The following is a 12272-nucleotide window of genomic DNA, read 5'->3' as shown; positions in this document are numbered from 1 at the left end:
CCGGTCACGATATGGCGAAGGGAAGGAGATGCCGAGGAGGATCGTTTGGATATTGAGGATGGGGTGGAGTCAGGCTGCGCCTGATACCAGGTATCAAACGAGATTGAGGCAACCCTGCGAGAGAGGTCTTGAGCCGTGGCTAGCCTAACATCCTCGACCTACCTCGATGGTACTTCGTGTAGTGCCTTTCACATGCCTCTGGATTCGTCTGGCTCGCCTTCCCTGCCTAAAGAAAGCAATGTCAGCATGGGGAACGGGAGCAGACTCAGCAACATGAACCACAGCAGCATCGACATAGACAGCCTCCGTGATGTGGAAACTGTTTTGAATAAATGCAACGTCGAGGCCAACTGGCACGACCTTCAACCATGATTCAAACCTTAATAATCTTCAAATCTTCGGTCCGGTTCCAGAAAAGTCGGTTCTCTAGAAGTCCGTTTCAATGCCAATTCAGCCTCAGTGGGGCCGGAAAATGCCGGCATGTTGCCGTAGATTTCATCCTGCGTCCGTAGGGGAGTGGTCGCTCGAAAAGCTCCGCCACGAAGGGAGATCTTCGTGCCGCGACGACGACGAGAAACGCAGGCGCCAATCCACACGTCAGCAGCTGCGGGGTCATTTTGTCGAGTGATCAGGTAGATTGGAAGAAATGACACCATCGCCCAACTTCGTCCAGCGATCCACGAGAAGCATAAGGGCGAGGAGCGGGAAAGGAACAAGAATGACAAGCACGATTGTCATGAGCGGTGAGATGCCGGTTCTCATTCTTACGTCGTGCAACAGGCGGTTTAACGTGTCACGCATGTCCTTACTTTGTGCAATGCCAGGGCCAGCCCCCTAACCACAAAGGTGGGGCAGTTGAACCAATTGAAAGTTCTATGTGATTCAGCTTCCGTCGGGAGAGTTGAGGCTCAGAGAAGCGCACGGCGAAGAAAACGAGTAAAAACCGACGGCAAAATGCGCCATGCGACGAGATTTGCATCCCCCTCTTGAAGGGGAGAATACGGATTTGAGTTCGGTTATTGATTCCGGATCGGTTGCGATCGGAGCGGTGGCAGTGCTTGTGAAGGGATTCTGGACGTTGTCCGTCGAGTTCAACACTGTGTCCATCTCCAAGCAGCTGGCCGGTACGAGGCTGTAACATCTCGAGTTGCCCTACTGGGCCAGCGGCGTAACGAACACTCAGCAAATCAATTGTCAGACACGGGCGAGCTGTCGACGGGGAGATTGCCCGTGTTCTTTAGGGCTTATGGATAAAGATGTCGATGGAGAAGATGGCCTGCCGAGGACGGAATCGAGAGACGACAAGTTGGCTTGGCAGGACCATTTGTAGTTGCCGGCGAATCGAGTCAGCCCTTCAAGGATGGGCGTACCAAGTCGAAATGGATTTCGGAAAGTTCCTTGTCAGCGGTTCATTGATCCCACAATTCATTGGTTCAAGCTCGCTTTTCTGTAGAGATATGCGTATCCTCGCTAGTATAAGAACCGACCGAACCTTTGCGGTTCAGAATCGTTAGTGTGAGAGTGCGGCAACTAAGCCACAGAGCGAATCAAGCCACAAGCGAAAAAGGAAATGGAGGACGCAACATGAACAGAAGAGGCTTTTGGTTGGGACTCGCTGTTGGAACCATCTTCACGTGCATGCTCGGTCAATGGGTACTTCACGCCGCAAGCAAGGAGACGGATCAGCCCATGGGTATCTCCCCCGAACTTGTTGCCGATTATGTGCATAGCGTGGTCCAGGCTGATCGAACGTTTTACGAGACTGAGATTGTGGAGCGGATGCAGATGCGGGGCCTCGTCTTTGCCTCTGAAAACTGGAGGGACTCCGGAGATCTTCCTTTGCCCGCGCAGTTCTTGCTCGAATCCGGGCGGCTCGTGGCCAAACATGGAAGTGGAATTCAATTCCGGCTGATCAGCAGTTGGGCTATCAACAAAAAAAATCTTCCAGCGACGAAGTTCGAAGAGGCCGGGCTGGTGCAGCTGCTTGCGAATCCCGGGAGTCCTTACTCAGGGTACACGACCGATGGCAAGAGGCGCGTTTTTCAAGCCCTCTATCCGGATAAGGCCGTGACTCAGAAATGCGCAGATTGCCACAACGTCCATCCGAGAAGTCCCAAGAGGGACTTCAAGGCCGGAGACGTGATGGGAGGAGTGCTGGTCACAATTCCGCTGCCCCGTTAAGAATGGGCAACGGAATATGAAAGGCTTTTGTCAGCACCATACGAGGCGGGACAGGCAGACCGTAGAAATGCTGTTCGTTAAGACCAGCGGTCGAACGGCCCAGCGAACATCTGTGCTGCCCCAGACCTACTGAAAGGAGCTGGCGTCCGGATAAGCGGCTCCCTAAAGGTTAGGAATAATGTGGTTTCGTCATCGTATTCACTCATCCGAGCCCCAATAATACTATCCCAATTCTTCACGTTAGCCATGGTAAGCGGTTCGGTCTTTTCAGAAGGCACCACTAGTTCAGCTTTTCATTTCTGACTGAAGTGGATTTAGCAAATAGAAAGCTGCTGGTCCGTTCTCTTCCTTTGCCTTTATGCTAGGATACACGCATGAAAGTGGCTGTGAATCTGCTCTGGGTCCTGCTTGCCATCCTTGGTGCTGTCGCTCTCGCCTTCGTCACTGGCCTTGTGAATCCCACTGAGAAAGTAAATGGGCTGTGGTTGGTGGTGGCGGCGGGATGTATCTATGTGCTGGCCTATCGATTTTACGGTCGCTGGCTGGCGCAACGGGTTACCGAGCTCAATAACCAGCGTGTCACCCCTGCAGTGCGGTTGAACGACGGAGTGAATTTCCATCCCACCAATAGAGTCGTGCTCTTCGGTCATCACTTCGCGGCCATCGCGGGTGCAGGACCATTATTGGGGCCAGTGTTAGCCGCGCAGTTCGGGTTTCTCCCCGGTTTTCTCTGGCTGGTTATCGGCGCGGTGTTGGCGGGCGCAGTACAGGATTTCATCATCCTGGTGGCGTCGATGCGGCGGAACGGGCGTTCACTCCCGGAGATTGCGAGAGATGAACTGGGCTCGCTCACTGGCACGGCAACAGCAGTGGCAGTGCTCTTTATTGTAGTGGTGGCGTTGGCGGGGCTGGGCTTCGCGGTGGTGAATGCACTGTATCATAATGCCTGGGGGACCTTCACGATCGCGATGACGATTCCCATCGGTTTCATCATGGGCTTCTATCTACAGAAGTTTCGTCCTGGTGCGGTGGCGGAGGTATCGATCCTTGGCATATTGCTCCTGATCGCGGCGGTGCTGTTCGGGCGTGTCGTCGCGCAGTCATCGTTCGCCTGGCTCTTCGAGTTCGACAAACCGGCGCTGGTGTGGCTGCTCGCTGCCTATGGATTTCTGGCTTCGGTTTTACCCGGGTGGATGCTCTTGGTTCCGCGCGGGTATCTCTCCACTTTCATGAAACTGGGTGTGGTGTTCTTGCTCGGTTTCGGCGTGATCCTCATGGCGCCGACGATTGAGATGCCGCGGGTGACAACATTTGCAAATGGCGGTGGACCAATTATCCCCGGCACGCTGTTTCCTTTCTTGTTCATCACGATCGCCTGCGGGGCCGTGTCCGGGTTCCATTCGCTGGTGTCCTCCGGCACGACGCCGAAGATGATCGAGCAAGAGTCCCAGGCGATGGTGGGTTATGCGGCGATGCTCTTGGAAAGTTTTGTCGGCTTGATGGCGTTGATCGCGGCCTCGGTGCTGATCCCCGGCGATTATCTGGCCATTAACACGACCCTTTCAGCCGATGTACTGACGGCGATGGGTTTTGCGCCAGAACGAGTCGGGGAGTTGTCGCAACTGGTCGAGGTGGACGTGGCGGGCCGGCCTGGCGGGGCTGTATCGCTGGCAGTCGGGATGGCCTCGATCTTCGCGGCGCTGCCGGGTATGGCCGGGCTGATGGCCTACTGGTATCAATTCGCACTGGTGTTCGAAGCATTGTTCATTCTGACGACGATCGATACGGGGACCCGTGTTGCGCGCTACCTGATTCAGGAAATGGCGGGGCGAATCTATGAGCCTTTCCGCCTGATTAATTGGATGCCCGGCGTGTTGTTGAGCAGTGGATTGGTGGTGGGGGCCTGGAGCTACTTGATTGGCACGGGAAGCATTTCGACGATCTGGCCGATGTTTGGCGCGGCGAACCAGTTGTTGGGGACATTGGCGCTATGCATCGGGACGACCGTCCTGATCAAGATGTGGAAATCGCCGTACCTCTGGGTGACGGCGCTGCCGATGGTCTTTGTGGGCGCGATCACGCTGACGGGTTCTTATGAGATGTTCTGGATGTTCCTTAAGAAGGCGGCAACCTTGGCCTCCGGGCAGGCTTTTGCGCTCTATCTTGATGCGGTATTGGTGGCGGCGGTGGCGATTTTGGGCGTGATCGTCTTGAGCGACAGCATGAGGCAGTGGTATGGCTACGTGGTGTTGAAGAAGCCATTTACGAGCAGTGAGGTGGTAGTACTGGCCGGTGGTGGATCCGCTCGGAAGATGCAGACGGCGATTTGCGATCGTGATGAGAAGCGGGTGTTCAAGTTGCCACATGGAACGGGATGTTGCTGATGGCAGCCTGGTTGCCATGCCGCCTGCATCTAGGGAAGGTGGAATAAAGAGGAGGAGATTGTGGCTGATCAGTTTTCCTTCGATGTCGTGTCGGAAGTACATATGCAGGAGTTGAAGAACGCACTTGATCAGGCGACAAAGGAGATCAAGCAGCGGTTCGATTTTAAAGATTCGAAGACGGAGATCACGCTCAAGGAAAAAGAAAAGGAGTTAGTCGTTATCTCTGATGACGACTATAAGCTCAAGGCAGTACAGGAGATCATCAAGGCTAAGTGCGTGAAGCGAGGGGTCTCACTCAAGGCTTTTGACTACGGAGCAGTGGAGCCGGCGCTGAGCGGAACGGTGAGGCAAACGGCGAAGATTCAGAGCGGGCTAGCGTCTGATAAAGGGAAGGAGATTACGAAGGCAATCAAGGATTCGAAGCTGAAGGTACAGGCGCAGATTCAGGGTGAGCAGGTGCGGGTGCTGAGCAAGAGCAAGGATGAGTTGCAGTCGGTGATCGCGTTGTTGAAAGGTAAAGATTTCGGGGTCGATCTCCAGTTTACGAATTACCGCTAGTGCAGGATGCTGAAACGGATCCTAAACTGCGTTCTCATTCGATCGTCTGCCTCGACATGCAGAACGGAGCACTTCTTGGTTTCCGATCCTCGCTGCGGCCTTGTTGGCGGCCTTGTTGGATGAGCCGTTTGATTATCCTAAGTAATTTCATGGACATCATTTCATGGGAAATTTCACCGCGCTCCTCCTCGTGATCCTCGCTTCTCTCGTCGGCTGCGATCGCAGCGATCCGATCGTCCTCATCCAGCTGCATCCGAAGAATCCTGACATCATCTACATCGCGACGAACGACTACATTTATAAATCTCGTGATCGGGGGGAGACGTGGACGAACCTCTCAAAAGGGATGAGCCATTCGCGGGTGATCGCAATGGCGGTCGATCCGGTTTATCCGGCGACCGTCTATGCCGGTACGAAAGGCGATGCAGTATACAAGAGCCATGATGGCGGGCAGCGGTGGGTTTCGATGCGCACGGGTTTGGACGATGCGACGATTTCTTCGGTAGTCAACCAATTCGTCTTCGATCCGGCAGATAGCAATCATATCTTTCTCGCGACCACGATGGGTGTATTTGAGACGAAGAATGGCGGAGAAAACTGGACGAAGCGGATGGACGGGATGAAGGAAGTGCTGATGGTGGTATCACTCGGTATGGATCCGACGCGCTCTGCGATCTTATACGCGGGCACGAGCGGTGGGGTCTATAAATCAATCGATCAGGCCGGGCATTGGGAGAAGGTGAACAACGGTCTGGTGCCGGAGGATATGCTGAAGACCTCTCGTGCGCTGAACGTGACGGCGATCCATGTCGATCCCTTCGAACCTGAGACAGTGTACGCGGCGACGCTGACTGGTGTGTACAAGACGACCGACGGGGCGAAGTCCTGGCAGCGCATCGGCGAGTCTCTGGCGGATCAGATGATCATTGCCATGGTCCTTGATCGGTCGAGGAAAGGCGTGATCTACATTACAGGTCGAGACGGTGTGCATCGGAGCGAGGACGGTGGGGTTACGTGGAAGACGATCAATAACGGCTTCACCACGACCAACGTGCGCTCGATCGCACAAAGTGCGACGGATCCGAAAATCTTTTATGCAGGCACGAACGGTAGCGGTTTGTATCGCAGTAAAAATGCTGGCGAAACATGGGAAGTGGTTCCGGCTCTTAGTAATACAGCGGTTGCGCGTTAAGTTGCATCGGCGGGAGCTGTAGAGTTAGCGAGATTGCAAGGTGGAGCCCGCATTCGATGAGCCGAGGTTTGAGCCGACGCTTGAATCGGATATGCTCGATCCGACGGTCGATCGTTGCAACGTGGAACTGACGCTTGAAGACGTATCTTGGTTCAGCGAGGAATCACCGATTGCCGCCCCTGCCCGACCGGTCACTCCGATCTCAAAGCCTGTTGAGCCGCTTGCTCCAATTTCAGTGCTGCTTCGAGGGGATGTTCCGATATCTTGGCCGGTCAATCCTTCTAATCCGATCCCTGTACCGGATTTAGGGCTTCGTCCAATACTGGGGCCGGCGGCTGGAGCGACCCCGATCTCCGTGCCGGTTTTGGCGCTCCCCGCTAGGTTCGGCACATGGATGTCTCGCTCGAGGGACTCTTCCATTTCACGAATTGCGTTGGCCTCACGCCCCGCTTCTTCGAAGTCTAGAGTACTCCGCCTGTTGGATCGTTCACTGATCTCTTCCAACCGTGTGCGGAGTGTCCTTAAATCAGCTCTGGCCCTGGCCACCGGCGAGATCATCTCTCGCAGCATTATCCCTCTCGACACAAAAGAATGGTTCGACAGATTGGCTTGTGCAAAGGAGAGTAGTTCCCCGACTTCCTCTCCAAGGTCTTCCACCTGCCGCAATTCGTTCAAGTCCATTTTGCAGCAGGCGAGAAAGCGGCGGTATTTGGTGAGGAAAGCTGAGACCTCCTGTTGGAGATTTTCAACCTTATAGTCCCGGGGAGGTTTCCCACCGGCGTTTCGGTTTCCGTCGGGCTCTCTCTCCTCGACGAGTGGAACGCAGCCGGGCTCCCTCGTGGCTGAATATTGTTGGTCGCCCTTTCGGTCCTGACAATAGTACAGAGGTGACGCGGCAAATAAAGAATCTCCTGCAGGGCCCATGAGGGCAGCCGCAGAGGTCAGAATCGCCACAGTGAAAATGCGTGTTGCGGTTGACGGCATAATTTTATTGTCGTCTCTGATTAGACCCTTGTCAATGAAACGATAGAACGTTGCATGCTTGGACGCTTCTTGAATGGACCTGAACAATCGGCTAGGCTGCGGCCCTCTTCGAGCCGTAGAGGGGGGATGGTGCGATGCCAGTGATCACGATCGAGGATGCCGCTCAGCATGTGGGAGAGGATGTGACTCTCCGCGGTTGGCTGCGAAGCCGGCGTGACAGCGGGAGGTTGCATTTTCTAACCATTCGGGATGGAACGGGCGATATGCAGGCCGTCGTCAGCAAGAAGGCCGTAGGGGATGAACAATTCGCGATTTCGGCCGTTCTCACGCAAGAGTCTTCGATGATCGTGAATGGAAGATTGAGGGAGGACAATCGTGCGCCTGGCGGTTACGAGTTGGACGTGAGTCATATCGAGGTGGTGCAGATCGCCGCGCCCTTTCCGATTCAACCCAAGGACCATGGCGTCGGATTTCTGATGGAGCATCGGCACCTCTGGCTGCGCTCCCACAGGCAACACGCGATTCTTCGTATCCGCCACGAGATCATCCGCGCCAGCCGGAATTTTTTTGATGATCGAGGGTTTGTTCTTGTCGATTCACCGATTTTCACGCCCAACGCCTGCGAGGGAACGACGACGCTCTTTCAAACTCAATACTTCGATGAAATGGCCTATTTGACGCAGAGCGGGCAACTCTATAGCGAAGCCACAGCCGCTGCATTCGGCAAGGTCTACTGTTTCGGGCCGACGTTTCGTGCGGAGAAATCGAAAACGCGCCGGCATCTGATGGAATTTTGGATGGTCGAGCCCGAGGTGGCCTTTGCACAGTTGGCCGACATGATGGAGTTGGCGGAGCAGTTCCTAGGAATGATCGTCCAGCGCGTCCTCGAAACGAGGCGCAGGGAACTGGCCGTGCTTGAGCGCGACGTTTCAAAACTCGAACGCGTGCTCCCTCCGTTCCCTCGTGTGACCTATGAAGAAGCGATCGGCATTCTTCAGGAGAAGGGCAATCCGACGAGGCTCGGTGACGATTTCGGCGGTGACGAAGAAACGATTCTCTCGAGCCAATTCGATCGCCCCGTCATCGTGCATCGTTATCCTGCTGTACTCAAGGCTTTTTACATGCAGCCGGATCCTGAACGTTCCGATCTAGCGCTGTGCATGGATGTGCTCGCGCCCGAGGGGTATGGTGAAATCATCGGTGGTGGGCAGCGAATTCACGATTTGGAGTTGTTGCGCACGCGCTTAGAGGAACATCATCTCGCCGAGGAAGCTTTCAAGTGGTATCTTGACCTGCGGCAATACGGTTCAGTGCCCCACGCGGGATTCGGGATGGGTATTGAGCGGGCTGTCGCGTGGATTTGCGGACTCGAACACGTTCGCGAGACGATTCCATTTCCTCGCATGCTTTACAAACTCTACCCCTGACGCTGTTCCGCACGAAATTGCGTCTCCAGTGGTGCCTAATCCCCAGGATTTCGATCCGGTGATCTGAGGCTATATCCGGCGCAGTCTCCGATCGAAATACGGCTTTTTAGAAGTCCTCGATAAACGCCATAACCCCATGAATTTCCTATTGACAAGCTTAGGACGAAGAGTATACTGCGCCATCGAGTGGGAGAAAGTGGGCAGAGATGGGGCCTGGAATCCTGTGGTGAGTATTGGGCATGCGCCTGTTCTGCTTTCGGAAGTATCGTATTGGCTCAATCCAAAACCGGGGCAAATCTTTCTCGATTGCACGGTGGGATATTGTGGGCACGCGGAGAAGATTCTTGAAGCGAGCACTCCCGGCGGAATTGTCATTGGGATCGACCGCGATCAACGGGCTGTTGATGCAGGGAAAGCAAAGTTGTTCCGGTTCGGCAATCGAGCCGACCTCACTCATGGGCATTTTGTGGAACTAAAACGACATCTCATCGAGCGAGGCATTGAACAGGTGCATGGTGTCTTGTTCGATTTGGGGGTTTCCTCTCCCCAGCTTGAAGATCCTGCGCGTGGATTTAGTTTTCAGAGCGAAGGTCCGTTGGATATGCGCATGGATCAATCCACCGGTCAGACGGCGGCTGATATTGTAAATGAAGTGAAGGAATCGGACTTGGCCGACATGATTTATCAATTCGGAGAAGAACGGTATTCGCGGCGTATTGCGCGTGCCATCGTTCGTGCGCGTGCTGATCATCCGCTTGCCACCACGAGTCAGCTTGTGTCTGTGATCGAATCCGCGGTTCCCGCACATTACCGACGCAGCCGACTTCATTGTGCAACGCGCACCTTTCAGGCGCTTCGCATTGCCGTCAACGAGGAATTGGAGCGACTCCAACCGGCTCTAGAAGATGCCGCTGACGTATTGGCTCCCGGCGCAAGGCTCTGCGCCATTTCGTTTCACTCGCTCGAAGATCGTATCGTGAAACATACCTTCCGGTCGCTTGCGGTGCAGAGTAACGGTGAGTTGAGGATTGTGACGAAACGCCCACAATTGCCATCGCAGGAAGAGATCGATCGCAACCCCCGATCGCGTAGCGCGAAGCTGAGGGTGATTCAAAGAATCGAACAGGAGGGACATGCATGAAAGCCATCGCTTTCTTGGCTGGGCTCTGTCTGGTGTTCTTATTCGTTTGGGAACGTGTCGATGTTGTTCGCGTTGGGTACCAGATCGAACGGCTGAAGGCTCAAAAGTTGTTGCTCGAGCGGGAGCGTGATCAGCTTCAAGTAAAATTTTCAGCGCTGACTGCACCTGAACGAATTGCCAGGGTGGCGACAGACAAGTTGGGATTGACTCCTCCGCAGCAGGGGCAAGTTCTCATGGTTCATCTGCAAACTGAACAGCCGATGCAGGTCTCTCCTGTGATTTCTTCCGAGCCTGTACGAATTGCCAGAACTACGTCTAGCGGAAGGACTGGGAAATAGCCATGGGCCCCTCCCGATTCCGTCGGTACGTCGTGTTGCTCCTCATGCTATGCGGGTTCGGTATTATTTTGTTCCGCCTCGTAAACCTGCAAGTCTTGCAAGCAGCGGAGCTAACCGCCCGGGCTGATCGTCAGCATCAAAAAAGCGTCACACTGGAAGGTGCGCGTGGATCCGTGACGGACCGGCATGGAAAAGTGCTGGCGATGAATATGGAAGTGCCTTCGGTGTTCGGCGTGCCCACGTCTTTAGACAATCCGTCCTCCGTCGCCCGCTCCCTTTCCCCGATTCTTCGTGTGCGGCGCGGGGAGATCGAAAGGAAGCTGCGTCAGGACAAACATTTCGTGTGGCTGGCTAGAAAGGTTGAACCGGAACAAGGCAGGAAGCTCGAGCAGTTGTCGATAGACGGCATTGGGACGGTAATGGAGGGGCGGCGTTTCTATCCGAAAGGGCCCCTGCTGGCCCATCTCTTAGGCTTCGTCGGCATGGATGGTCAGGGGCTGGAAGGGCTTGAGCGTCGGTACGATTCGAATTTGTGTGGTGAGAAACGCGTGACGATTCTCCAGCGCGATGCATTGGGACGCACCGTGTTTCCAAAGGGTTTGTCGCAGCAAACTCCAACGCCTGGGGGGACACTGACGCTCACGATCGACGAAGTCATTCAGTTCATTGCCGAGAAAGAATTGGAGGAAGCGGTCAATCAAGCCCGCGCTATAGGCGGTACTATCATTGTTATGGAACCACAGACAGGGGCGATTCTCGCCATGGCCGTCAGCCCAAGATTCAACCCAAATAATGTGTCGAACCTAACTCCTGACCGCTGGCGCAATCGCGCCTTAACCGATACCTATGAACCCGGTTCGACAATGAAGGTGATCGTTGCGGCTGGTGCGCTCGAAGAAAAGGTGATGAGACCAGGGTCGATGATCTTCGGCGAGAACGGGCGGATGACGGTCGCGAATACGACCATTCATGATCATGAAAAGCTTGGATGGATGACTTTCTCACAGATGCTGCACAAATCGAGCAACATCGGCGCTGCGAAAACCGGAATGTTGCTCGGTGAACAGCGGCTCTACCGATACCTCCAATTGTTCGGCTTCGGTCAGAAGACGGACATTGATCTTCCGGGCGAGGTGAGCGGATTGCTGAAATCACCGAAGGAATGGGGGCGTCGGAGCTTGGCATCGATCTCGATGGGTCAGGAAATCGGGGTTACTCCCTTGCAGATGGTGTCGGCGGTTGCGGCGGTGGCGAACAACGGGGTCTTGATGAAGCCCTACGTTGTCGCCGAGATCCGCGATCATAGGGGGCAGGTAGTGAAAGAGACGTTACCACAAGTCAAGCGCCGACTGATTTCTCCCGGAACGGCGACGACGCTCACGACGATTTTGGAAGGTGTCGTCACTAATGGAACAGGAACTAAGGCTGCGATCCCTGGGTTTCGAGTAGCCGGCAAGACAGGAACGGCGCAGAAAGTCGATCCACAGACCGGAACCTATTCAAAGAAGCAGCTTATCGGTTCATTCGTGGGTTTCGTGCCTGCCGATGCGCCGCGACTGGCGATGATCGTCGTCATCGACGAACCGCAAGGGGAAGGGTGGGGGGGCGTTGTCTCTGCTCCCGTCTTTCAACGCGTCGGGGAACAGGTGCTGACCTATTTAGGAGTTTCGCGGGATGATCAAGTGAAGATTGCCATGGTTGGACGAGAGTAAGTGCAGGCATGAAAGAGCGGGCTCCTACGGTCGCGCAACTGATTCCGGCCCTCAACGGAAAGGTCGATATAGTTGAGCAGCGCGGCTCCATGGATCGCATGGTAACGGCGATCGCGGATGATTCTCGTGCGGTAACGCCGGGCAGTCTTTTTATCGCCGTCAAAGGGGAGCACGCAGACGGCCATCAGTTTGTGCCGCAGGCGATAAAAGCCGGAGCTGTCGCAGTGATGGCCCAGGAGTCTGTGGAGACTGGCTCCATTCCTCTGGTTCTGGTGGCTGATTCGCGGAAGGCATTGGGGCTGATCGGCGGTCGTTTCTACGGCGATCCCTCGTCGCATCTCGCCATGGTCGGTGT

The 12272-nt window shown here is 55.0% G+C and carries 12 protein-coding genes; 10 read left to right on the top strand and 2 right to left on the bottom strand.

Annotated elements, in window-relative coordinates:
• Positions 1–380 precede the first annotated feature (380 nt).
• Positions 381–656, bottom strand: coding sequence for a hypothetical protein (locus ACWVCN_RS10115; RefSeq protein WP_455245526.1), 276 nt, complete (start codon positions 654–656; stop codon positions 381–383).
• Between the two features lie 350 nt (positions 657–1006).
• On the opposite strand from ACWVCN_RS10115, the gene ACWVCN_RS10110 reads away from it, so the two are divergent.
• From ACWVCN_RS10110 to ACWVCN_RS10090, 5 genes are all read left to right on the top strand, one after another.
• On the top strand, positions 1007–1138 hold the full coding sequence (locus tag ACWVCN_RS10110) for a hypothetical protein (protein ID WP_455245525.1): 132 nt from the start codon (positions 1007–1009) through the stop codon (positions 1136–1138).
• 446 nt (positions 1139–1584) lie between these two features.
• Positions 1585–2181: a Tll0287-like domain-containing protein gene (locus ACWVCN_RS10105; protein WP_455245524.1), complete on the top strand. Its 597-nt coding sequence runs from the start codon at positions 1585–1587 to the stop codon at positions 2179–2181.
• Positions 2182–2555: 374 nt separating this feature from the next.
• The gene (locus ACWVCN_RS10100; protein WP_455245523.1) at positions 2556–4565 is read left to right on the top strand and encodes a carbon starvation CstA family protein; all 2010 of its coding nucleotides are present in this window, start codon (positions 2556–2558) and stop codon (positions 4563–4565) included.
• 60 nt (positions 4566–4625) lie between these two features.
• Entirely contained in the window at positions 4626–5123 is a 498-nt protein-coding gene (locus ACWVCN_RS10095) for a YajQ family cyclic di-GMP-binding protein (RefSeq protein ID WP_455245522.1), read from the top strand.
• Between the two features lie 163 nt (positions 5124–5286).
• Complete coding sequence (locus ACWVCN_RS10090) at positions 5287–6315, top strand: WD40/YVTN/BNR-like repeat-containing protein (protein ID WP_455245521.1); 1029 nt, start codon at positions 5287–5289, stop codon at positions 6313–6315.
• A 24-nt stretch (positions 6316–6339) separates the two neighbouring features.
• Here the strand turns inward: ACWVCN_RS10090 and ACWVCN_RS10085 are convergent, their stop codons facing one another.
• Entirely contained in the window at positions 6340–7299 is a 960-nt protein-coding gene (locus ACWVCN_RS10085) for a hypothetical protein (protein ID WP_455245520.1), read from the bottom strand.
• Positions 7300–7433: 134 nt separating this feature from the next.
• On the opposite strand from ACWVCN_RS10085, the gene asnS reads away from it, so the two are divergent.
• The 5 genes from asnS to ACWVCN_RS10060 form a co-directional block, all read left to right on the top strand.
• Positions 7434–8726 (top strand): asparagine--tRNA ligase, encoded by a 1293-nt coding sequence (asnS, locus tag ACWVCN_RS10080; protein ID WP_455245519.1) that lies wholly within the window; start codon positions 7434–7436, stop codon positions 8724–8726.
• Positions 8727–8952: 226 nt separating this feature from the next.
• Positions 8953–9867, top strand: a complete 915-nt coding sequence (gene rsmH / locus ACWVCN_RS10075; RefSeq protein WP_455245517.1) for a 16S rRNA (cytosine(1402)-N(4))-methyltransferase RsmH — start codon at positions 8953–8955, stop codon at positions 9865–9867.
• Positions 9864–10205 carry a hypothetical protein gene (locus ACWVCN_RS10070; protein WP_455245516.1) on the top strand — a complete coding sequence of 114 codons (342 nt, stop codon included), beginning with the start codon at positions 9864–9866 and terminating at the stop codon, positions 10203–10205. The genes rsmH and ACWVCN_RS10070 overlap by 4 nt, the downstream gene beginning before the upstream one ends.
• A gap of 2 nt (positions 10206–10207) precedes the next feature.
• Positions 10208–11917 carry a peptidoglycan D,D-transpeptidase FtsI family protein gene (locus ACWVCN_RS10065; RefSeq protein ID WP_455245514.1) on the top strand — a complete coding sequence of 570 codons (1710 nt, stop codon included), beginning with the start codon at positions 10208–10210 and terminating at the stop codon, positions 11915–11917.
• A gap of 8 nt (positions 11918–11925) precedes the next feature.
• Positions 11926–12272, top strand: a 347-nt coding sequence (locus ACWVCN_RS10060) for a Mur ligase domain-containing protein (RefSeq protein WP_455245512.1), incomplete at its 3' end; no start/stop codon positions are given.

It is taken from the genome of Petrachloros mirabilis (genome assembly GCF_975968855.1).
This window is presented reverse-complemented; position numbering and strand designations above follow the sequence as displayed.

What these genes read in the sequence shown, in the direction of transcription:
- asnS (WP_455245519.1), top strand. Translation starts at nt 7,434, where the DNA reads ATGCCAGTGATCACGATCGAGGATGCCGCTCAGCATGTGGGAGAGGAT.
- ACWVCN_RS10085 (WP_455245520.1), bottom strand. Translation starts at nt 7,299, where the DNA reads ATGCCGTCAACCGCAACACGCATTTTCACTGTGGCGATTCTGACCTCT.
- ACWVCN_RS10070 (WP_455245516.1), top strand. Translation starts at nt 9,864, where the DNA reads ATGAAAGCCATCGCTTTCTTGGCTGGGCTCTGTCTGGTGTTCTTATTC.
- ACWVCN_RS10115 (WP_455245526.1), bottom strand. Translation starts at nt 656, where the DNA reads ATGGTGTCATTTCTTCCAATCTACCTGATCACTCGACAAAATGACCCC.
- ACWVCN_RS10090 (WP_455245521.1), top strand. Translation starts at nt 5,287, where the DNA reads ATGGGAAATTTCACCGCGCTCCTCCTCGTGATCCTCGCTTCTCTCGTC.
- ACWVCN_RS10100 (WP_455245523.1), top strand. Translation starts at nt 2,556, where the DNA reads ATGAAAGTGGCTGTGAATCTGCTCTGGGTCCTGCTTGCCATCCTTGGT.
- ACWVCN_RS10065 (WP_455245514.1), top strand. Translation starts at nt 10,208, where the DNA reads ATGGGCCCCTCCCGATTCCGTCGGTACGTCGTGTTGCTCCTCATGCTA.
- ACWVCN_RS10105 (WP_455245524.1), top strand. Translation starts at nt 1,585, where the DNA reads ATGAACAGAAGAGGCTTTTGGTTGGGACTCGCTGTTGGAACCATCTTC.